At 60.3% G+C, this 20,005-nt stretch carries 21 protein-coding genes; 9 read left to right on the forward strand and 12 right to left on the reverse strand.

The annotated features are described in order from the left end of the window. Positions 1-265: 265 nt before the first annotated feature. Together FHT73_RS17080 and FHT73_RS17085 are read right to left on the reverse strand one after the other, a co-directional pair. A complete protein-coding gene (locus FHT73_RS17080) occupies positions 266-478 on the reverse strand; it encodes a hypothetical protein (protein ID WP_183713188.1) in 213 nt (70 codons plus the stop codon). 95 nt (positions 479-573) lie between these two features. After that, positions 574-1,800 carry a LysR family transcriptional regulator gene (locus tag FHT73_RS17085; protein ID WP_183713191.1) on the reverse strand — a complete coding sequence of 409 codons (1,227 nt, stop codon included), beginning with the start codon at positions 1,798-1,800 and terminating at the stop codon, positions 574-576. Between the two features lie 442 nt (positions 1,801-2,242). On the opposite strand from FHT73_RS17085, the gene FHT73_RS17090 reads away from it, so the two are divergent. From FHT73_RS17090 to FHT73_RS17105, 4 genes are all read left to right on the forward strand, one after another. Continuing rightward, positions 2,243-3,151 (forward strand): ABC transporter substrate-binding protein, encoded by a 909-nt coding sequence (locus FHT73_RS17090; RefSeq protein WP_183713194.1) that lies wholly within the window; start codon positions 2,243-2,245, stop codon positions 3,149-3,151. A gap of 121 nt (positions 3,152-3,272) precedes the next feature. After that, positions 3,273-4,439: an ABC transporter permease gene (locus FHT73_RS17095; RefSeq protein ID WP_183713197.1), complete on the forward strand. Its 1,167-nt coding sequence runs from the start codon at positions 3,273-3,275 to the stop codon at positions 4,437-4,439. Continuing rightward, positions 4,436-5,383, forward strand: a complete 948-nt coding sequence (locus tag FHT73_RS17100) for an ABC transporter ATP-binding protein (protein ID WP_183713200.1) — start codon at positions 4,436-4,438, stop codon at positions 5,381-5,383. Before FHT73_RS17095 ends, FHT73_RS17100 begins: the two co-directional genes overlap by 4 nt. Continuing rightward, the gene (locus FHT73_RS17105) at positions 5,380-6,135 is read left to right on the forward strand and encodes an ABC transporter permease (RefSeq protein WP_183713203.1); all 756 of its coding nucleotides are present in this window, start codon (positions 5,380-5,382) and stop codon (positions 6,133-6,135) included. Before FHT73_RS17100 ends, FHT73_RS17105 begins: the two co-directional genes overlap by 4 nt. An 18-nt stretch (positions 6,136-6,153) precedes the next feature. On the opposite strand, the gene FHT73_RS17110 is transcribed toward FHT73_RS17105, so the two are convergent. After that, positions 6,154-6,537, reverse strand: a complete 384-nt coding sequence (locus FHT73_RS17110; protein WP_183713206.1) for a YciI family protein — start codon at positions 6,535-6,537, stop codon at positions 6,154-6,156. A 177-nt stretch (positions 6,538-6,714) separates the two neighbouring features. Between FHT73_RS17110 and FHT73_RS17115 the strand changes: the two genes are divergently transcribed. After that, positions 6,715-7,110 (forward strand): VOC family protein, encoded by a 396-nt coding sequence (locus tag FHT73_RS17115; RefSeq protein WP_183713209.1) that lies wholly within the window; start codon positions 6,715-6,717, stop codon positions 7,108-7,110. A 57-nt stretch (positions 7,111-7,167) separates the two neighbouring features. On the opposite strand, the gene FHT73_RS17120 is transcribed toward FHT73_RS17115, so the two are convergent. Continuing rightward, positions 7,168-7,560, reverse strand: a complete 393-nt coding sequence (locus tag FHT73_RS17120; protein ID WP_183713212.1) for a PRC-barrel domain-containing protein — start codon at positions 7,558-7,560, stop codon at positions 7,168-7,170. Positions 7,561-7,906: 346 nt separating this feature from the next. On the opposite strand from FHT73_RS17120, the gene FHT73_RS17125 reads away from it, so the two are divergent. Beyond that, positions 7,907-9,604, forward strand: a complete 1,698-nt coding sequence (locus tag FHT73_RS17125; protein WP_112607971.1) for a long-chain fatty acid--CoA ligase — start codon at positions 7,907-7,909, stop codon at positions 9,602-9,604. Between the two features lie 175 nt (positions 9,605-9,779). Further along, complete coding sequence (gene pgi / locus FHT73_RS17130; RefSeq protein ID WP_183713215.1) at positions 9,780-11,405, forward strand: glucose-6-phosphate isomerase; 1,626 nt, start codon at positions 9,780-9,782, stop codon at positions 11,403-11,405. A 146-nt stretch (positions 11,406-11,551) separates the two neighbouring features. On the opposite strand, the gene FHT73_RS17135 is transcribed toward pgi, so the two are convergent. The 3 genes from FHT73_RS17135 to FHT73_RS17145 all read right to left on the reverse strand — a co-directional run bounded on the left by FHT73_RS17135 (position 11,552) and on the right by FHT73_RS17145 (position 14,029). Next, on the reverse strand, positions 11,552-12,478 hold the full coding sequence (locus FHT73_RS17135) for a carbohydrate kinase (RefSeq protein WP_112336619.1): 927 nt from the start codon (positions 12,476-12,478) through the stop codon (positions 11,552-11,554). 76 nt (positions 12,479-12,554) lie between these two features. Continuing rightward, the gene (locus FHT73_RS17140; protein ID WP_112609453.1) at positions 12,555-13,253 is read right to left on the reverse strand and encodes an orotate phosphoribosyltransferase; all 699 of its coding nucleotides are present in this window, start codon (positions 13,251-13,253) and stop codon (positions 12,555-12,557) included. Positions 13,254-13,378: 125 nt separating this feature from the next. Beyond that, entirely contained in the window at positions 13,379-14,029 is a 651-nt protein-coding gene (locus tag FHT73_RS17145; RefSeq protein WP_183713218.1) for a TetR/AcrR family transcriptional regulator, read from the reverse strand. A gap of 98 nt (positions 14,030-14,127) precedes the next feature. On the opposite strand from FHT73_RS17145, the gene FHT73_RS17150 reads away from it, so the two are divergent. Beyond that, entirely contained in the window at positions 14,128-14,316 is a 189-nt protein-coding gene (locus tag FHT73_RS17150) for a hypothetical protein (RefSeq protein WP_183713221.1), read from the forward strand. Further along, on the forward strand, positions 14,313-14,792 hold the full coding sequence (locus FHT73_RS17155; RefSeq protein WP_112336622.1) for an anthrone oxygenase family protein: 480 nt from the start codon (positions 14,313-14,315) through the stop codon (positions 14,790-14,792). Before FHT73_RS17150 ends, FHT73_RS17155 begins: the two co-directional genes overlap by 4 nt. 38 nt (positions 14,793-14,830) lie before the next feature. Here the strand turns inward: FHT73_RS17155 and FHT73_RS17160 are convergent, their stop codons facing one another. The 5 genes from FHT73_RS17160 to FHT73_RS17180 form a co-directional block, all read right to left on the reverse strand. Then, positions 14,831-15,982 (reverse strand): GGDEF domain-containing protein, encoded by a 1,152-nt coding sequence (locus tag FHT73_RS17160; RefSeq protein WP_183713648.1) that lies wholly within the window; start codon positions 15,980-15,982, stop codon positions 14,831-14,833. A 193-nt stretch (positions 15,983-16,175) separates the two neighbouring features. Beyond that, positions 16,176-17,216 carry a dihydroorotase gene (gene pyrC / locus FHT73_RS17165; protein WP_183713224.1) on the reverse strand — a complete coding sequence of 347 codons (1,041 nt, stop codon included), beginning with the start codon at positions 17,214-17,216 and terminating at the stop codon, positions 16,176-16,178. 144 nt (positions 17,217-17,360) lie between these two features. After that, complete coding sequence (locus FHT73_RS17170; protein ID WP_183713226.1) at positions 17,361-17,993, reverse strand: nucleoside triphosphate hydrolase; 633 nt, start codon at positions 17,991-17,993, stop codon at positions 17,361-17,363. Then, complete coding sequence (locus FHT73_RS17175; RefSeq protein ID WP_183713229.1) at positions 17,990-18,799, reverse strand: ATP-binding cassette domain-containing protein; 810 nt, start codon at positions 18,797-18,799, stop codon at positions 17,990-17,992. The genes FHT73_RS17170 and FHT73_RS17175 overlap by 4 nt, the downstream gene beginning before the upstream one ends. Beyond that, positions 18,775-19,839 (reverse strand): ABC transporter permease, encoded by a 1,065-nt coding sequence (locus FHT73_RS17180; RefSeq protein WP_015338686.1) that lies wholly within the window; start codon positions 19,837-19,839, stop codon positions 18,775-18,777. Before FHT73_RS17180 ends, FHT73_RS17175 begins: the two co-directional genes overlap by 25 nt. Between the last annotated feature and the right edge of the window lie 166 nt (positions 19,840-20,005).

A 20,005-nucleotide genomic window follows, 5' to 3' on the forward strand; every position in this document is an offset into this window, starting at 1 on the left:
TGAATGCCGGACGTAAACGCTACTCGGATTACTTGCGTCCTCCGGACGATATAGTAAACGCAATAGCGCCTTCGAAAGTTCCGCTATCCCTTGAGGAGCAGGCGTTTTCGCGACATCGCCATCGGACCCGCCTGATTACGATCGCAGGCTCATCGGCGGGTGCGCTTCAACCGATATTAGCAGGACGGAAGAATAAGGACGCAGTTGGCCAGTGGCCAAAAAAAACGGCGCCCGAAGACGCCGTTTTGATGCCTGTCCGCAGCCGTCAGGCATGCGAGAAATGCGGCTTGCTGTGCCAGCGATGATGGCCATGGCCATGCCGCCAGCCTTCATGGCGATGCCAGCCATGATGATGAGGGCGATAGTCGCGATGATGGTGCTGATGCCAGCGGTGATGGTGATGATCACGCGCCTCGGCATAGGTAGCGGGCAGAATAATAATGCCTAGTGCGACGAGCGCCGTTACGAGAATTTTCATGTATGGTCTCTCCTTGGGTGCCGAACGCGCCCCCCGGCTGCGTACGCCCGGACTAACCTAACCGACCTAAACGCGAAGATGCCGCATTTGTTCCGCTACCCGCGGGACGACAGGCGCCTTCGTGTCGTCCCCATCTCTCCAACCAGTTCGCGAACCGCCTGCTGGATCAGCCGGCACGCTTCAACCGAGGCTTTACGGCCATTATGGGCGAGGTGATAGGACAGCGGCAAAATCTCATCGGGATCGACGATGCGGACCTTGTCGGCGATCGGAAGCGCGCTGACGCGGCCGAGGAACGACACATAGCCGTGATTGGCGACGAGATCGACGATGACGGGCAGGGAATCGGCCGAGGTGATGTCGCGGCCGCGAAACCGGCGGCGGTCGCGGCTGTCGTAACCGAAGGCTGTCGCGGCATTGCCAATGCCGGTGCGCGGGCTTGGCACGCAGAGCGGATGGTTTTCCATGAGCGCGGCGAAGGTCTGCTCAGTGCTATCCGGCGGGGCGATCGCCACCATGTCCGTGGCGACCAGTTCCACATGTTCGAAGGCGTCGAGGCCGAAGACGGAATCGACAATAGCGACATCGATGCGGCCGGATCGAAGCGCCTCTCGCAGATCATCCGCCGTCATCAGCAGCAGCGACAGCATGTTGCTGTTACCGCCGATGTTCCAGCGCGATACCAGGCTTGCAAGCGAGCGCGCAACCCAGCTTTCCGAACCGGTGGGAATGATCGAGCCGATGCGCACGGCGCGGGCGGTTCGCTGGAAGCGCTCGTCCGCTGCCGCTTTCATCTCGTCCCAGGCCTGCGCGATGGCGGAGAGGATAGCATGAACCTCCTGTCCGGCCTCCGTCAGCACGGAACCCTGCGCCTGCCGGGCGAACAGGCGGCAGCCGAACAGTTCCTCCAGATTGGCAATCTGCAAGGAGAGTTGCGGCTGGCCCAGCCTAAGGCGGCGCGCGGCGCGATTGATGCTGCCTTGATCGGCAACCTCAAGGAAGCGTTCGATGGTGGCGATCTTCAGCGGCAGGCGTGCGGCCCATTGGTCGTAGTCCTTTGGAGCCGGCGGTTCCTTCATCAGGGTCGAAAGCTGCCGCATGCCACTGAGAATGGGCTGCAGCCCCTTCTGAACCTTGGAACTCGCCAGAAGGGTCGCAAGCTCACCGGAGGCACGCTCGACAAGCTTCATGGCAAGCTCCGTTTCGAGCCGGCGCAGCGCACCGGAAACGGTCGACGCCGAAAAGGACAGCCGCCGCGCGGTTTCCCTCACCGAGCCGATGGAGAACACCATATCGGCCACGAACAAAGCACCGAGATACAAAACCCATCCCCTTATCCGCGGCACGCATCCTGGCTCGGCCGCAAGAAGATCAATAATATCCTGACGATATGCCGTGTTCTCGAAAAAAGATATCCCTAAGCTGAAAGGCAACGACTATCGTTCCATAGCCGCCTCACCGATCCAGCCGCAAAAATGAGATCGGAATAGCGTCAAACGGGTAAGGGGAACAAAAACAAACGCACTTGCCCCCGAAAAAAGAAATCCAATTTCGCGCGAATGTCGAGTACGCTCATCATAATCGCGCGACTGCAACGGGTATCCGAAGCGCATCGACTTTTCCGCGATGAGCGCTACGTCCCTGAAGCAGCCACGAATTCGCCGTGGGCCGCCGGCCCGCTCCAAGCGGCCTGTCCGGACCGCGCCCTGCAAGGCGGCGCGGGCAAGCCGAAGAACGATTTAACGGGGTACGAAGGGAAACATCATGTTCAAGAAGCTTGCACTTGCCGCCACGCTGACGGCTCTCCTTGCCGGTGGCGCCAGCGCCGCCGACGTCGTCGTCTCCTCCAAGATCGATACCGAAGGCACTCTGCTCGGCAACATCATCCTCGCAGCACTCAATGCCAACGGCATCAAGGCGCAGGATCGCATCGCTCTCGGTACGACGCCGGTCGTGCGCAAGGCGATTACCGCGGGCGAAATCGACATTTATGCCGAATATACCGGCAATGCCGGCTTCTTCTTCAACAAGGCCGACGATGCCGCCTGGAAGAACCTGCAGCAGGGCTACGATCTGGCCAAGAAGCTCGATTATGACGCCAACAAGATCGTCTGGCTGACACCCTCGCCCGCCAACAATACCTGGGCGATTGCTGTGCGCAACGATGTCGCCGGCCCAGCGAAGCTGAAGACCATGTCGGACTTCGGCAAGTGGGTCGCCGGCGGCGGCCCAATCAAGATCGCGGCTTCTTCGGAATTCGTCAATTCGCCGGCGGCCCTGCCTGCCTTCGAAACCACCTACAGCTTCAAGCTGAAGCCGGATCAGGAAGTCGTACTTTCGGGCGGCGATACGGCGGCGACCATCAAAGCTGCGGCCGACCAGACCAACGGCGTCAACACGGCGATGGTCTACGGTACCGACGGCGCCATCGAAGCCGCCGAACTGACTGTCCTTGAGGACGACAAGAGCGTGCAGCCAGTCTACGCGCCGACGCCGATCATCCGTGAGGCCGTGCTGAAGGCCAATCCGAAGATCGAAGAAGTATTGGCACCGATCTTCAAGGGCCTGACTGCCGACGTGCTGCGCAAGCTCAACGGCCGCATCCAGGTCGATGGTGAGCCGGCGAAGGCTGTTGCCGAATCCTACCTCAAGGACAATGGCTTTCTGAAGTAGGGCATTGACGCTGCTCTGGCGGCTCCATTTTGATAAGGTGGAGCCGCGGGGTTTCAATTGGGCATGATCTTGTCCGAACCCGCCTTGAATTCTGGGCTCATGCGCTGACGGAGCTTGCCTGATGGAAGATGCGCTAGCGGTCCGCAGAGTGGACCGTCTCGGAGTGGTATTGGTGGCAGGCGGCACGCTGGCAACGGCCTGGATGCCGTTCATCATCGTCAAGGCAAACCGCATCGCCGCCGGCAAGCCACAACTGCTGACGCAGCTCATTGCCCAGCCGGCAGCATTGGTGCTGATCGCCCTTCTCGCTGCGGCGGCACTTTCCGCACTCTTCCTCCACAATCAGCTCATTCGTCTCGGCGTGGCGACCCTTGCGATCGCTGCATTGATCGTCACGCTTGGCCTCGTCTCGACGGTTGCAACGCCGGCAGGCAGCACTGTGGCGCGAATTACGCCCGGCGGTTCCTTCTGGGTGCTGCTCGGGGTCGTCGGGTTGATGATTTCGGACGCGCTGGTCAAGCTGCGGCTGACGCCCTGGCTACGGGTGGCGGCGCTTGCTGCCTATGCCGTACTGCTCGTCCTCGTCCTGCGCTCTGGCCTGCTCAACAATCTCTCAATCATGAAGGAATACGCCAACAACGCCGACAAGTTCTGGCATGAAGCGCTGCGTCACGTCTTCCTTTCTCTCGGCTCCGTCGCCATCGCCATCGTGCTTGCATTGCCGCTCGGTATCTTTTGCTATTGGCAGCCGCGCCTCCGCGCTGTGGTGCTGCGGGCGCTGAGCCTGGTGCAGACGATTCCGAGCCTTGCCCTCTTCGGCATTCTCATGCTGCCGCTCGGCTATATCGCCGCCCACGTGCCGCTTGCTGCCGCGATCGGTATCCAGGGAATCGGCGTGGCGCCGGCGCTGGTGGCGCTTATCATCTATTCGCTGCTGCCGATCGTCGCCAATACCGTCGTCGGCCTTGCCGGCGTCGATCCTTCCGTGCGCGACTCCGCTGCCGGCATGGGGCTGACGCGCCGTCAGATCCTGACCGGCATCGACCTGCCGCTTGCCTTTCCAGTCATCCTCACCGGCATCCGGATCGTGCTGGTGCAGGCGATCGGGCTGGTGACGGTCGCAGCCCTCATCGGCGGCGGCGGCTTCGGCCTCTTCATCTTCCAGGGCATCGGCCAGACGGCCAATGACCTCGTTCTGCTCGGCGCCGTGCCGACGGTCTTTCTCGCCTTCTCATCGGCCGTCATCCTCGATGCGGTCATCGACAGCATCCGGGGACAACGCGCATGACCAGCATGATCGAGCTCAAGGGCGTCACCAAGCGGTATGGCAACGCCACCGTGGTCGATAATGTCAGCATGAACATAGAGAAGGGCACGATCACCGTCATCGTCGGTACGTCCGGCTCCGGCAAATCGACGCTGATGCGTATGATCAACCGGCTGGTGCCGATATCGGCAGGTCACATCTTCGTTGCCGGTGAGGACATCATGAATGTGCCGGCGACCGAACTTCGCCGCCGCATCGGCTATGCCATCCAGGGGCACGGGCTCTTTCCGCATCGCACAGTCGCGCAGAATATCGCCACGGTCCCTGAGCTGCTGAGTTGGGAAAAGACGCGCATCGACAGCCGTGTCGAAGAACTCCTCAACCTCTTCCATCTCGACCCCGGCACCTTTGCCGGCAAATATCCAAGCCAGCTTTCCGGTGGCCAGCAGCAGCGCGTCGGCGTCGCGCGGGCTCTTGCTGCCGAACCGGAACTGCTGCTGATGGACGAGCCCTTCGGCGCGCTCGACCCCGTCATCCGCGGCAAGGCACAGGACGACCTGCTCGCCATTCAGAAGCAGTTCGGCACGACCATCGTCCTCGTCACCCACGATATGGACGAAGCCTTCCATCTCGGCGACCAGATCGCCGTCATGAGCGAGGGCAAGCTTCTGCAATGTTCCGAGCCCGAGAAGATCCTGACCGAGCCGGCCGATCCCTTCGTGCAGCAGCTGACCGGCACCTCCGACCGCGCCTTGAAGCTGATGTCGCTGCTGCCGCTGAAGGAAAGCATGCAGCCGCCGCGGCCTGGCCTCGGGCACCGCCTGCCGCAGACCCTCAATCTGCGCGACGCCTTGGCGGAATTGATCTGGCAGGGTGCGGACGAGGCGACGGTCGAAGACGAGCGCAAGGTGCCTGTCGGCTCGATCTCGATCCAGCACCTGATCGAGCTGGGCCGCAAGGCATGAGATTTCTCGCCGCCAATCTCTTTCGCCTCCTGGCGCTGGCATTGCTGCTGGTGATGCTCTTCCGTCCGGAATGGCTGACGCCCGTTCTGACGCCGCTGACCAAATTCGGTGCGTCGCCGATCTATACGCAAAACAGCCTGCCGAGCCTGGCGCTCAGCCATCTCGAGCTGATCCTCGTCTCGATCGCGGCAAGCGGCATCCTGGCGGTGCTCGGCGGGATCTTCGTCACGCGGCCGATCGGCGCCGACTTCCTGCCGCTGTCGCGGGCGATCGCCAATGCCGGTCAGACCTTTCCGCCGGTTGCCGTGCTGGCGCTTGCCATCTCGACCACGGGCTTCGGCGCTGTGCCGACGTTCATCGCGCTTTTCCTTTACGCCCTGTTGCCGATCTTCGAGAACACGGTTGCCGGTCTGCAGCAGGTGCCCGGCTCCGTGCTCGATGCCGCCGACGGCATGGGCATGAACGGCTGGCAGCGGCTCTTCCGCGTCGAGCTGCCGCTCGCCCTGCCGCTCATCATCGAAGGGCTGAAGATCGCAACCGTCATCAATATCGGCACGGCGACGATCGGCTCAACCGTCGCCGCCAAAGGGCTTGGTGAAGTCATCATCGCCGGGCTTATCAACGACAACACCGCTTTCATCCTCCAAGGCGGCCTGATCGTCGGCTTGATGGCGGTGCTGATCTATGACGGCATGGAGATGATCGAGCGGTCAGTCACCGGCAGGATCGGCCTCCAATCCCATGGAGATTGAGGCGATCACAGCCTGCCATCAATTGCCTTCGCCTGGCGGCAAGGATGCACCGGGCAGGTAAAGCGAAATCGGCCTGACTTCATAAACGGCGGTAGGGTTGACGCGACGCAATTCGCGCGCTGCCGCAACTGCCTCCTCAATCGTCGGAAAATCGACGACGTAGAAGCCGAGCAGCTGTTCCTTGGTTTCTGCAAATGGCCCGTCGATGACCATTCCCACACCCGTCCCCCGCAAGGTGACGGCGTTTTGGGTCGATCCGAGACGTGCGGCCGGTCCCAGCGATTTCTGCGCGACTAGGCGGTCATTGATCTCCAAAAGGTCCGTCATGAGTGCGGCATCCTCCTCCTTGCTCCAGGATTCGACGATATCTTCCTCGTGATAGGCCAGAATGGCGTAGTACATGGTTTCTCCCCTTGAGCCGTATACTTGAGCGCCGGGAAGTTAAGCAGACCGATCGCAATTCGGGAACCCTGGATCTATACTCAACTGGAGACATGGCGAGTTTCCCCATGCTTGCCTTCACCGGCTGCCGATGGCATTGGCTGCAATGACATGCCCTGACGATTTATGGAGACGCCGATGGCCAAGATGATCCACTCGATGATCCGCGTGCTCGATGAAGCGCGCTCGATCGAATTCTACGACAAGGCTTTCGGCCTCAAGGTTGCCGACCGCATTGCCTTCGAGACCTTCACCCTGGTCTATCTCAGCAATGCCGAGACCGGATTCGAACTGGAGTTGACCATTAATCAGGGCCGGATCGAGCCTTATGCGCAAGGGGATGCCTATGGCCACCTTGCAGTCTCCGTTGCGGAATTGAGGGACGAGCATGCACGCATGACCCAGCTCGGGCTCAACCCGGGCAAAATCATCGAACTCAATCGTGATGGGAAGCTTTTTGCATTGCTATTCTTCGCCACCGACCCCGATGGTTACAAGATCGAGGTCGTGCAAAGGCTTGGGCGGTTCAAATAGCCCAAACAAGGCGCCGGCCCCGCCTCGGCGGGGCATCCGGCAGTTCCGCCAGCGCGTTCACATCCAATAGGGAGGCACGCCAAAATAATCGTGGCCCTTGTGGCCATGATTCTTATGGTCGTGATCGTCCTTAGCAGCGAAGCGGCACGCCTTTTCGATGTCGTTCTTGGTCATGCTGACGCGATAGCCGTCAATGCGGGCATCGTAGCGCAGCTTCTCCCACGGCAGCCGGTAGTGCTCCTGACCGATGCCGAAGAAACCGCCGAAGCTCAGAATGACGAAAGCGATGCGTCCATCACTTTTTTCCATCATCAGCCGCTCGATATGACCAATCTGCTTGCCGTCCGAGCCGTATACCCTGGACCCTTCGACGCGGTCGCAGGCGACCAGCATCGACATGTCCTTGATGTAAAGGTCACGACCCGAGAAATCGGCACTCTCTTTATGCATATGCGCACCTCCTTTTGGATACGCGTCACATAAACTATGGAGCGTCCGATCTGCTGTTAAGGCAGCACGATGCTCCGATGGGTTTAAACCCATGGCGCTATTAACGCTCCGTTGTCATAAAAGTTCCAGTACTTTTTTCAGGATTGTAAAAAAACGTGAGTGCGGGACAAATGTTGACGTTTACGTCAAGGTTATTGTAGCTTCGGTTGTGCTCTGGTGATTTATCTGAGAGCAAGATTACGGCGATGCGAAAAGCGGGAGACTTTTTGATCGTCCAATGACACTCTGCATAGCCGCCGCATATGACGGCCGGGCGTGGTGATGGTGCGTAGAGGAGGAAATGCGCATGAATTCAGTCTCCGCTCCTTCGGATAAACCGCAGGTCAAGAAAATATGGCTCGCTTCTTACCCGGATATCGTACCGGCAGAGCTGCCGCCGCTGGAGCATGCCTCGCTCGCCGAACTGCTGGAGGAGAGCTGCGCGCGCTACGCCGACAGACCCGCCTTCACCAGCATGGGCAAATCCATCACCTATCGCGATCTCGACCTGCAGACGCGCAAGATCGCCGCCTGGCTGCAGAGCCTCGACCTGCAGAAGGGCGATCGCGTTGCCGTCATGATGCCGAACGTGCTGCAAAACCCGATCGCGGTTTACGGCATTCTTCGCGCGGGGCTCGTCGTGGTCAACGTCAACCCGCTCTACACGCCGCGCGAACTCGAACATCAGCTGCGCGATTGCGGCGCCAAGGCGATCTTCGTTCTGGAAAATTTCGCCCATACGGTCGAGCAGGTCCTGGCCCATACGGATGTGCGCCATGTGGTCGTCACCGCGCTTGGCGACATGCTCGGCGTCAAGGGCCACATCGTCAACCTGATCGTCCGTAAGGTGAAGAAGCTCGTGCCAGCCTGGTCCATTCCCGGCCACCGCAGCTTCAAGAGCGTGATCGCCGAGGGCTCGCGTCTGCCCCTGAAGCTATCGGAGCTGACAGGCAGCGACATTGCCTTCCTGCAATATACCGGCGGCACGACCGGCGTTGCCAAGGGCGCGATCCTCACGCATTCCAATCTGCTCGCCAACCAGCTGCAATTGCTGCTCTGGCTGCAATCCGCCTATATCAACAAGCCGCGACCGGAACAGCTGACCTTCGTCTGCGCGCTGCCGCTCTATCATATCTTCGCGCTGACGGTGAATTCGCTGATGGGCATGTCGCTCGGCGGCCACAATGTGCTCATCGCCAATCCGCGCGACATACCCGCCTTCATCAAGGAATTGGGCAAATACAAGTTCGACATGTTCCCCGGCCTGAACACGCTGTTCAACGCGCTGATGAACAATCCGGAGTTCACCAAGCTTGACCTGTCCAATACTGCAACGCTTGCCGGCGGCATGGCGGTGCAGCGGCCTGTCGCCGAGCGGTGGCAGAAGATGACTGGCGCCTGGATCACCGAAGGCTATGGCCTTTCCGAGACCTCGCCGGTCGCAAGCGCCAATCGTTTCGACAGTTCCGAATTCTCCGGCACGATCGGCCTGCCGATCACGGGCACCGATTTCGATATTCGCGACGAGAACGGCAATTCCCTGCCGCTCGGCGAAGTCGGCGAAATCTGCATCCGTGGACCCCAGGTCATGGCAGGCTATTGGAAGCAGCCGGCCGAAACTGCACGCGTCATGACGGAGGATGGCTTCTTCCGCAGCGGCGACATGGGTTTCATGGACGAGCGCGGCTACACCAAGATCGTCGATCGCAAGAAGGACATGATCCTGGTCTCGGGCTTCAACGTCTATCCGAACGAGATCGAGGAAGTCGCCGTCATGCATCCGGGCGTTCTGGAAGCAGCTGCGATCGGCGTGGCCGATCCGCATTCCGGCGAGGCGGTGAAGCTCTTCATCGTCAAGAAGGACCCGGCTTTGACCGAGGCCGACGTCAAGGCTCACTGCGCGGAAAATCTTACTAACTACAAGCGCCCGCGCTTCATCGAGTTCCGCACCGAATTGCCGAAATCGAATGTCGGCAAGATCCTGCGCAAGGAGTTGCGCGGCTGACATAATTCCGTGTCATTCAGGAAGCCGCTCGTGCTTGTTTCACGAGCGGCTTTTTTCGTTTTGGGCGATAGGTGAACTTGATTTACGCCCTACATAGGGAATAGTTTTCGCGACCAAACTCAAAGCGCTTGGCCCGGTTTTGAAGGCCAGCAGCGCGAACCGCAAGGAGCCTCCCATGAACGCCCTCGTCGATCAACTGAAGAGCACCGCATCGGCAACGAAGGCCACGGATATTCGCGCCGCCTTCGCCGCCGATCCGAAACGCTTTTCCCGCTTCAGCGCCTCGTTCGACGACCTGCTGATGGATTACTCCAAGACAGCTGTTAACGACGATATCCTCGCCCTTCTCGAGAAGCTCGCAGCCGAAGGCGGCGTCGCCGCCAAGCGCGAGGAAATGTTCTCCGGTGTCGCCATCAACTTCACCGAAAACCGCGCCGTTCTGCACACCGCGCTGCGCAACCGCTCGAACAAGCCCGTGCTGGTCGATGGCAAGGATGTCATGCCTGACGTCAACGCTGTTCTCGCCGCCATGGGCAAATTTGCCGACGGCATCCGCTCTGGCGCGCTGAAGGGCTCGACGGGCAAGGCGATCACCGATGTCATCAACATCGGCATCGGCGGCTCCGATCTCGGCCCGGTCATGGCGACGCTGGCGCTGGCGCCTTTCCACGACGGCCCGCGCTCGCACTTCATCTCCAATATCGACGGCGCCCATATCGCCGATATCCTGAAACTCGTTAAGCCGGAAACGACGCTCTTCATCGTGGCTTCCAAGACCTTCACGACGATCGAAACGATGACCAATGCCCAGACGGCGCGCAAGTTTATCGCCGATGCGCTCGGCGAAGCTGCCGTACAGCACCACTTCGCGGCCGTTTCGACGGCGCTCGACAAGGTCGCCGCCTTCGGTATCGACAGCGAGCGCGTCTTCGGCTTCTGGGATTGGGTCGGGGGCCGCTACTCGATCTGGTCGGCCATCGGCCTGCCGCTGATGATCGCGATCGGTCCGGAAAACTTCGGCAAATTCCTTGATGGCGCGCATGCGATGGACAACCATTTCCGCCAGGCGCCGTTCAAGGAAAACCTGCCGATGCTGCTCGGCCTCATCGGCTTCTATCATCGCAACGTGCTCGGCTATCCGACGCGCGCGATCCTGCCCTATGACCAGCGCCTGTCGCGCTTCCCGGCCTATCTGCAGCAGCTGGATATGGAATCGAACGGCAAGGGCGTGACCATCGACGGCACGCCGGTCGAAGGCAATTCTGGCCCGGTCGTCTGGGGCGAGCCCGGCACCAACGGCCAGCACGCCTTCTATCAGCTCATCCACCAGGGCACGAGCATCATCCCGGCCGAATTCATGATCGCCGCAAACGGCTTCGAACCGGAGCTGCGCCACCAGCACGACCTGCTGATGGCCAATTGCCTGGCGCAGTCGGAAGCACTGATGAAGGGCCGCACCTTCGAGGAAGCCAAGGCTCAGCTCACCTCCAAGGGCATGGACGACAAGAAGGCCGATTTCATCGCGCCGCACCGCGTCTTCACCGGCAATCGTCCGTCGATCACCTTCGTCTACGACAAGCTGACGCCCTTTGCGCTCGGCCGCCTGATCGCGCTCTACGAACACCGCGTCTTCGTCGAAGGCGTGCTCTTCCGCATCAACTCCTTCGACCAGTGGGGCGTCGAACTCGGCAAGGAACTGGCAACCGGCCTGCTCCCGGTCATCGAAGGCAAGGAAAGCGCTGCCGGCCACGATTCCTCGACACAGGGGCTGGTGGCTGCGCTGGCAAGCCGCGCGAAGTAAAGCATTTCATCTACCTCCCCCTTGAGGGGGAGGTCGCCGCGAAGCGGCGGGTGGGGGGTGATTAAGCTCTCCCGCATTGGAAGGAATAAAGGATCACCCCACCCCGGCACTGCGTGCCCACCCTCCCCCTCAAGGGGAGGGTTGGGTCAAAGCCCGATCTCATGCGCCCAGGGCGGATTGGCTCCAGCGCGGGAGACCGTGACCGCCGCAGCCTTCGCGCCCAGAGCCAGCGCATCCTGCAGCGCCTTTTCGTTCAGCGATGCCACCTGCGCCTTGGTCAGCAGGTTGTTCATCTTCAGCGATGCCAGAATGCCGGCATCGAAGGTATCGCCCGCGCCGACCGTATCGACAACCGTGACACGCTCGCTCGGCACCGAGACTTTCAGCGACTTGGTATAGCCGGTTGCGCCTTCCGCACCCTTGGTGATGACGACGAGTTTGGCGCCCTGGTTCAGCCAATGAGTGGCGAGTTCGTCGTGATTGCCCGCAATGCCGAACCATTCCAGATCCTCATCGGAGAATTTGAGAATGTCGGACATGGCCGCCATCCGGCTGATGCGGCCCATGTGAGCTGTTTTGTCCTTGATGAATCCCGGGCGGATGTTCGGGTCGAGCGAGATGACCCGGCGCTGGTACTCGCGCTTCATCAGCGCCTCGTAGGTTCCGCCACACGGATTGGGGATCAGGCTGATCGCACCGAAGTGCAGCGCCTCGCAATCATCGCCGAGCGTCGGGAGATCCGCTTCGGTGATCATGCGGCCAGCCGTGCCTTCGTCATAGAAGGCATAGGTCGCCTGGCCGTTGACGAGCTTGACGAAGGCGATCGTGCTCGGACGGGGGGTGATGGCGCAATAGCTGAAATCGACCTTGGAGGCCGATAGCGTATCGCGCAGGATTTCACCCATCATGTCGTCGGCGATGCCGGTGAAGAAGCCCGTGGGAATGCCGAGACGGCCGAGCGCGATCGCGGTGTTGAAGATCGCGCCGCCGGCGTAGGGGGCAAAGCCCTTTTCACCCAGCGTCGTATCCCGCGGCAGCATGTCGATCAAAGCTTCGCCACAGCACAAAATCATTCCGGCCTCCCAAAGAGCGCGTCCATCGTGTCCATTACATAAATCGATTAGATAGATTCAGTGCAAAAGCAAAGCGTCAGTTTGTTGGCAGCTCCGAAATACCACCGTTCCGGCCGGACCAGGCGAGCGGCGCATTGAGAAAGGCTTCGACTTCCTCCAGCGTCTTGTCGTCGAACAGCTTCTGTTCCTTGGCAACGGCGAGCACTTCGCGCCAGGTCGTAATGTATTGCAGGCTCACCTTCCGATTGGCAAAGCGTTCGACCGCCTCGGGGAAGATGCCGTAATAGAACAGCGCCATGCCATGATCGACAATGCCGCCGGCTGCTCGGATCGCGTCGATGAAGGTGAACATGCTGCCGCCGGCCGTCGTCAGATCCTCGATGACGAGCACGCGGGCGCCGTCTTTCATATCGCCTTCGATCTGGGCGTTGCGGCCATGGCCCTTCGGTTGCTTGCGTACATAGATCATCGGCAGGTTCAGGCGCTCGGCCAGGAAGGCGGCGAAAGGAATGCCCGCCGTCTCGCCGCCGGCGACGCAATCGAACTGCTCGAAGCCGACATTGCGCACGATGATGCTGGCGGCGAAGTCCATGACCGTCGAGCGGATGCGCGGATAGGAGATCAGCTTTCGGCAATCGATATAGACCGGGCTCGCCATGCCGGACGCGAACTTGTAGGGCTTGTCGGCATTGAAGTGGACCGCCTTGATCTCCCAAAGCATCCTAGCCATCAGCTCAGCCATGACGGTGCGATCGGTGAATATCATCTGGGTCATGCAAGGCCTCCTTGGCGAGCGCTAATGTTCCAGCGGCAATAGCAGCAAGCGGGCCGAGTTTCCAGACATATGAAAGCTTTTGCGGGCATCCCCTCGGTCGCCCTCTGCAGGGCGACCGGAAGCAATCAGTGCAGTGCTCCAAGATCGGTAGGGAGCATCGCCTTGAACAGTTCGATGACCTTGTCGCCTTCTTCCCGTTCGATCGAAATCGCATAGCGCACCGCAGCCGCGACAAGCTGCATAGTCAACCGGGCTGTTCTCGCAAGTTCGGAGTCGTCGCGCGCCGGCCATAGGCGTTTTAGAACGGTCAGAAACGCCTGCGAATGCCATTCCATATCCTCGGCATCGACCTGCTGCAGCAGTTTGTCGGCATGGGTCGCGTGCCATATGTCGCGCATGACAGGCTCTTCCAGAAACATAGCGTAGTAGCCATCGACAATGCGGCCGAGAGCGGACTGCAGCTGATCGCGGCTTTTGATTGCCACCAGTTCGTCTTCGACGCATTGCCGGCCCTGCTCGTTGAAGCGCTCGGCCAGCACACGGATGATCGCCGTCTTGTCGGGGAAATATTGGTAGAGCGAGCCGAAGGAAACGCCCGCCTTCTCGACGATCTCGCCCATGCGCAGCGCATCGCTGCCGTTTTTCGCAATCAGCTCGGATGCCACCGAAAGGATCAGATCCACGCGTTCGCGGCCGCGTTGCTGACTGGGTATGCGGCGCGGCGTCCCCGCCTCATCCTTGCTGCGCCTGCGTCTCGCGATCGGTTCCCGTGCCATTCCATTCCCTGCCTACGCCTGTTGACAAGCAGTATAAGAGAGTTTATCACATTTGCAAATGAGAGAATTTATCACATTTTGTGCTGGAGAAGCTTGAAATGCAGATCTCGACAATTGCCGTCATCGGCGGATTGGGAAAAATCGGCGACCGCTTCGCCGAGCGTCTCGACGGCTGCAACTCGCCTGTCATGAACGGCATCGGCTGGCTCCTCCGCAGGCAGCCGAAAGATTTTTTCGATTATGCCCGACAAACCGCCGCAACCGGCATCTGGAGTGCTCAATCATGACCTTTCCGATCACGAATATTGCTCTCATCATCGCCGCACTCAGCAGCGGGCTTCTCGCCGGCGTCTATTTCGCCTTCTCGACGTTCATCATGCAGGCTTTCGCCCGCCTTCCCGTCGATCAGGGGATTGCCGCGATGCAATCGATCAACACGACGATCGTGCGCTCGCCCTTCATCGTGCTGTTCCTGCTGACGGCGGCGCTCTCGATCTTCATCGCAGTGATGGCCATCCTTTACTGGCGAGGCGGCACCAGCGTTCTGATGCTGACGGGGGCAGCGCTCTATATCGTCGCGAGCTTTCTTTCGACCATGGTCTTCAATGTGCCCCTGAACGACGCACTCGATAAAGTGGACGGCCATTCCGCTGAGTCGGTGCAGCTATGGTCCACCTATATTAGCGACTGGACGCGCTGGAACCATGTGCGCACGGTCGCCTCGCTACTGGCCGCATGCGCCTTCGTGAAGGCCCTGTTCTGACAGCCTGTGACGAGAGATGGTCAGCCGAAAACGCCCGGCTAGACAGCCCGCAGATAGGCCGCGACCTCTACACGGTTGCGGCCGTTTCGCTTTGCCTCATAAAGCGCCTTGTCGGCGGCGCGAAGCACATCATCGAAGCCGAGCCCTTTGGCAGTACCGGTCGCAATGCCGGCGCTGACGGTGCAGGCGAAAGATTTGCCTTCGATGCTGATCGCCCGTGCCGCAAAGGCATCACGCACCCGCTCTGCGACCTGCTCCGCGCGACCCGGCAGCGCGTTGTCGAGAACAAGCGCAAATTCCTCGCCTCCCAGACGCGCCACCGTGTCGGAAGGCCGCAAACCGAAGGCGAGTTCCTGGCCGAAAAGCTTGAGCACGAGATCGCCGGCGGCGTGGCCGTGCTGATCGTTGATCGCCTTGAAACGGTCGATGTCGAAGATGATGACGGCCATCGAAGGGCCGAAGGACCGGCGGCCGTAAAGATCGAACAGCGCGCGGCGATTAAGCAGCCCGGTCAGGGCGTCGGTGATCGCCTCCTGACGATGAAATGCGGCTTGGCGCCACTGGTGCAAAGCAAGGGACAGTGCCCCGATCCCGGTCATTCCGGCGATGCAGACGGCGAGGCTGACATCCTCCGCCCAGTTGTCCGGCGCATGACCGAGTACGAGCTTGCCATCGGCGATCAGCACGGCCGCGCATAAGGCAAAGGAAATGGCCGTCAGCGTGTAAAGCGCCGCAATGCCATAGAGCGGCGTCGGTGCCTCGCGCCGGCTGAGCCAATATTCGCGCGCCGTCAGAAGTAGGAGCACGCAGATGACAAGGTTATCGGCGATGAAAGCCAGCCCGTCGTAGCCGGCAAGCATCGGCCCGATCGATGCTGATATGCCCGGCAAGCAACCGAGGGCAAAGCGGATCCTGGAGAGGCGACCCGTGCGAAACTGATAACCGGCCACCCAGATCGTCGCGAAGCCAAGGAAAAATAAGACGAACGTCAAAATGGCAAAAATCGGCTTGGGATGGTCGACATAGGCGCCGTAGACGAAGATGCCGCCGACGATAGGCACAAGACCGGCAGAACACGTCAGCAGGAAGGTATCGGGCCGGCGCGAAAACCAGCTTCCGACCAACGTGACCGCAAGGCATGATGCGGAAACACCGAGGGCGAGAAGCAGGGAGTTGTAATCGACCAGCATCATGCTCTTTCTACGGTTTGATTTCTACCGCAAGGTGTCTCCGGGCACACTAGGTCCTTAGGGGTATCGAATTAGTTACGGCAAATAATAAAGAAAATATATATCAACAAAATATACGTTTCATATTGCGGCAAACACCCATGGGTTGCCACAATATGGTTTTTGTATTTGGCTTTACTTATGTATGATTCCGCTAAATCTCGACGTCCCAATGCAAGGGGAACATGGGATCGAAAACAGTGACCGGGCCGGCGCCGGTCTCGATCTTGGCAGGGAAAGTCACAGCCTCAGCCCGGCGTACCAGGGTGATGCTATCCTCGTTGACGGGCAGGCCATACCAGGCCGGGCCGTTCAGCGACGCAAAAGCCTCAAGCCTGTCCAATGCGCCTTCCTGCTCGAAGACATGGGCAAGGCAGCTCATGGTGTTGATCGACGTATAGATGCCGGCGCAGCCGCAGGCGCATTCCTTCAGCGGATCGACATGCGGAGCCGAATCCGTGCCGAGGAAGAACCTGGCGTCGCCGCTGGTTGCGGCCGCACGCAAGGCCAGACGATGGTTTTCGCGCTTGGCGACCGGAAGGCAGTAATAATGCGGGCGAATGCCGCCGACGAGAATGGCGTTGCGATTGATGATCAGGTGATGCGTCGTGATGGAGCCGGCGAGATTGGCCTTTGCCGATTTGATGTAGTCCACGCCATCCGCGGTGGTCACATGCTCCATCGTGACCTTCAGTTCAGGCAGGCGTTGGCGCAACGGATCAAGTACGGTTTCGATGAACACGGCCTCGCGATCGAAAATATCGACTTCCGGCGTCGTGACCTCGCCATGAACGCAGAGCGGCAGGCCGATCTTCGCCATGCGCTCCAGCACCGGCATTGCCTTGTTCAGATCGCGCACGCCGCCATGTGAGTTGGTTGTCGCACCCGCCGGATAGAGTTTGACAGCGGTGATGAGGCCGCTCTTCTTGCCTTCTTCGACGTCGTCAGGATTGGTGTGTTCGGTGAGATAAAGCGTCATCAGCGGCAGGAAGCGATCACCCGCCGGCAGCGCTTTCAGGATGCGCTCGCGATAGGCGGTCGCATCCGCCGTTGTTACCACAGGCGGCACGAGATTAGGCATGATGATGGCGCGGGCGAAATGCCTGGAGGTATCGGCTATCACGCCTTCCAGCATGGCTCCGTCCCGCAAATGCAGATGCCAGTCGTCAGGACGGCGGATGGTGAGCTTTTGCATGGGCGCGACCTCTAGAAATGTGAGCGCGATCCTACCCGAAAGCCGCTTCAGCCTTTTCGAGATCGCACTTTCTGCTATCGCGCTTCGATAGCACCATCCGCCCTCGCAAAACAATCCGCGACGGCGGTTAAATGATGGGCGAGGTCAATCCTGCACGATATCTATGGTGACGTCCGAGCGGCGCCGGTTCTCCAGAATCAGCCGGCCGTTCGGCAGATCGTTGCCGTAAACCTTGGCCCGGGCGGCTTCTTCATCGAGATCGTAGCCCCTCCAGCGCGCCCAAAGTCGCTCTTCCAGCACTTCCATCGGCGGCGCGAGCATGATCGAATAGTCGAACATGCCTTCCAGCTCCGCCCATTTGCCCTGGTTGAACAGCAGATAATTGCCCTCGATGACGATGAAGCGATGATCTGCCGATACGATGCGGGCCGAGGCGATGGCAATCTCTCGCGAACGGTCGAAGACCGGCACCAGGACCTCCTGGTCGGCGGCGCGTACGGCCCTGACGATATCGAGGAAGGCCCGCACATCGAAACTGTCAGGCACGCCCTTCCGTTTCAGAAGTCCCTTCTCGATGAGGACGGCGTTATCCATGTGGAAGCCGTCCATGGGCAGGACTTCGGCGCTTTCACCCCTCGCCTTCAACGCCTTGGCGACATTATCGGCCAGGGTGGATTTGCCTGCCCCGGGCGGCCCGGCAATCGCCACCAGGAAGCGTTTCGTGTTGCCGGCGCGCGCGATGATCTCGCCGGCAACATCGTCAAGAGAAGCACTCATGCAGCGACGTTCTCGACCGGCGGAGCCTTGGCGCCGGTCATGAAGGCAACCGCGTCGGACATGGTGTATTCCTTCGGATTGATGACGGTCAGGCGTCGTCCAAGGCGGTGGATATGGATACGGTCCGCAACCTCGAAGACGTGCGGCATATTGTGCGAGATCAGAACGATCGGCAAGCCGCGCGCACGCACGTCGAGGATGAGTTCAAGGACCTTGCGGCTTTCCTTGACGCCTAGGGCTGCCGTCGGCTCGTCCATGATGACGACCTTGGAACCGAAGGCGGCGGCACGTGCCACGGCAACGCCCTGGCGCTGACCGCCGGAGAGCGTTTCCACCGCCTGGTTGATGTTCTGGATCGTCATCAAGCCGAGCTCGCTGAGCTTGTCGCGGGCGCGCTTTTCCATGGCCGGCCGATCGAGCATGCGGAAGACGGAACCGAGGAAACCGGACTTGCGGATCTCGCGACCGAGAAACATGTTGTCGGCGATCGAGAGCGCCGGCGACAGCGCCAGGTTCTGGTAGACCGTTTCGATGCCGGCATCGCGCGCTTCCATCGGCGACCTGAAATGAACAGGTTTGCCTTCCAGCTTGATCTCGCCTTCATCGGGTGTCACCGCGCCGGAAATCGCCTTGATCAGCGAGGATTTTCCGGCGCCGTTGTCGCCGATGACCGCAAGGATTTCGCCGGGATAGAGATCGAAATCGGCGTTGTCGAGCGCGGTGACGCGTCCATAGCGCTTGACGAGACCGCGGGCAGTGAGGATGGGTTCGACGGTCGTGGTCATGCCGATACCTTTCTGATCCATTGATCGATCGCGACGGCGCCGATGATGAGCACGCCGGTCAGAAGCACCTTCCATTGCGGATCGGCGCCGAGCATGTTGAGGCCCATGGAAACGACGCCGACGATCATGGCGCCAAAGAGCGTGCCGAGGATCGAGCCGCGGCCGCCGAAGAGCGAGATGCCGCCAATCACGGTTGCGGTAATCGCCTGAAGATTGAAGTCCGTCACGGCCGAAGACGGTGAGACAGAGCCGTTGCGGCCGATCGAAACCCAGGCGGCAAAAGCCGCGATCAGTCCCGAAACGCCATAGACGGCAAGCAGTACCTTCTTGGTCTGGATACCCGACAATTTCGCCGCTTCCGGATCATCGCCGACGGCATAGACATGCCGGCCCCAGGCGGTATGATTGAGAATATACCATAGGCCCAGCACCAGCAGCACCATGGCGATGACGCCGAGGGTCAGCACCGCACCGCCAAGCCGGAAGCTGATCGCGAAGAGATGCAGGAGCGGCGCCTTTTCATCGACATCGGTATCGCGGATGGTTTCATTGGCGGAATAGATGAAGTTCGTCGCCATGACGATGTTCCACGTGCCGAGCGTCACGATGAACGGCGGCAGCTTCATGTTGGCGACGAGGAAACCGTTGAGCAGCCCACAGAGGCCGCCAGCGGCCATGCCGGCGATGATGGCGACCGGCGCCGGCAGACCGTAAGTGACGGCGACGTTGCCCATGACGACGGAGGAAATGACCATGATCACGCCGATCGAAAGATCGATGCCGGCGGTCAGGATGACCAGCGTCTGGGCAGCACCGAGAATGCCGACGATTGCGATCTGCTGCAGGATCAGTGTCAGCGTATAGGCGGAAAAGAACCGCCCACCGATCGCGATGCCGAAGATCACGATCGCCATTACCAATACGATCAACGGCACGGCGGCCGGCGTCGAATGCAGAAAGTGCTGCACGCGCTTGAGAAAAGAGACATCGTGCTGCTCGAACGACGCGACGTTCTTGTCGCTGCCGTCGAGAACACGTTCGAATTCCTGTGCTCCGGACATAATTATTCCTCCGCCACCGCGCTCATGCGCGGAAACCGCCGGCTGTTAAGGGGTCCGCCGAGGGGATGAACCCCGGCCGACGTGACTGTTGCGATGGTCTGCTCCCTTATAGGGAGAGCCGCGCCAGCAGGCGCATGACGCGGCTCCCGAAGGGATTATATCACAT

The organism is Rhizobium sp. BK098 (assembly GCF_014193155.1).
In the GTDB taxonomy this organism is placed as follows: domain Bacteria; phylum Pseudomonadota; class Alphaproteobacteria; order Rhizobiales; family Rhizobiaceae; genus Rhizobium.

Bases quoted from the DNA above. Each gene is read 5' to 3' on its own strand.
- FHT73_RS17140 (WP_112609453.1), bottom strand. From the start codon at position 13,253: ATGACCCAGATGATATTCACCGATCGCACCGTCATGGCTGAGCTGATG.
- pgi (WP_183713215.1), top strand. From the start codon at position 9,780: ATGAACGCCCTCGTCGATCAACTGAAGAGCACCGCATCGGCAACGAAG.
- FHT73_RS17090 (WP_183713194.1), top strand. From the start codon at position 2,243: ATGTTCAAGAAGCTTGCACTTGCCGCCACGCTGACGGCTCTCCTTGCC.
- FHT73_RS17180 (WP_015338686.1), bottom strand. From the start codon at position 19,839: ATGTCCGGAGCACAGGAATTCGAACGTGTTCTCGACGGCAGCGACAAG.
- FHT73_RS17175 (WP_183713229.1), bottom strand. From the start codon at position 18,799: ATGGATCAGAAAGGTATCGGCATGACCACGACCGTCGAACCCATCCTC.
- FHT73_RS17160 (WP_183713648.1), bottom strand. From the start codon at position 15,982: ATGCTGGTCGATTACAACTCCCTGCTTCTCGCCCTCGGTGTTTCCGCA.
- FHT73_RS17170 (WP_183713226.1), bottom strand. From the start codon at position 17,993: ATGAGTGCTTCTCTTGACGATGTTGCCGGCGAGATCATCGCGCGCGCC.
- FHT73_RS17110 (WP_183713206.1), bottom strand. From the start codon at position 6,537: ATGTACTACGCCATTCTGGCCTATCACGAGGAAGATATCGTCGAATCC.
- FHT73_RS17100 (WP_183713200.1), top strand. From the start codon at position 4,436: ATGACCAGCATGATCGAGCTCAAGGGCGTCACCAAGCGGTATGGCAAC.
- FHT73_RS17095 (WP_183713197.1), top strand. From the start codon at position 3,273: ATGGAAGATGCGCTAGCGGTCCGCAGAGTGGACCGTCTCGGAGTGGTA.
- pyrC (WP_183713224.1), bottom strand. From the start codon at position 17,216: ATGCAAAAGCTCACCATCCGCCGTCCTGACGACTGGCATCTGCATTTG.
- FHT73_RS17080 (WP_183713188.1), bottom strand. From the start codon at position 478: ATGAAAATTCTCGTAACGGCGCTCGTCGCACTAGGCATTATTATTCTG.
- FHT73_RS17115 (WP_183713209.1), top strand. From the start codon at position 6,715: ATGGCCAAGATGATCCACTCGATGATCCGCGTGCTCGATGAAGCGCGC.
- FHT73_RS17105 (WP_183713203.1), top strand. From the start codon at position 5,380: ATGAGATTTCTCGCCGCCAATCTCTTTCGCCTCCTGGCGCTGGCATTG.
- FHT73_RS17145 (WP_183713218.1), bottom strand. From the start codon at position 14,029: ATGGCACGGGAACCGATCGCGAGACGCAGGCGCAGCAAGGATGAGGCG.
- FHT73_RS17120 (WP_183713212.1), bottom strand. From the start codon at position 7,560: ATGCATAAAGAGAGTGCCGATTTCTCGGGTCGTGACCTTTACATCAAG.
- FHT73_RS17150 (WP_183713221.1), top strand. From the start codon at position 14,128: ATGCAGATCTCGACAATTGCCGTCATCGGCGGATTGGGAAAAATCGGC.
- FHT73_RS17155 (WP_112336622.1), top strand. From the start codon at position 14,313: ATGACCTTTCCGATCACGAATATTGCTCTCATCATCGCCGCACTCAGC.
- FHT73_RS17125 (WP_112607971.1), top strand. From the start codon at position 7,907: ATGAATTCAGTCTCCGCTCCTTCGGATAAACCGCAGGTCAAGAAAATA.
- FHT73_RS17135 (WP_112336619.1), bottom strand. From the start codon at position 12,478: ATGATTTTGTGCTGTGGCGAAGCTTTGATCGACATGCTGCCGCGGGAT.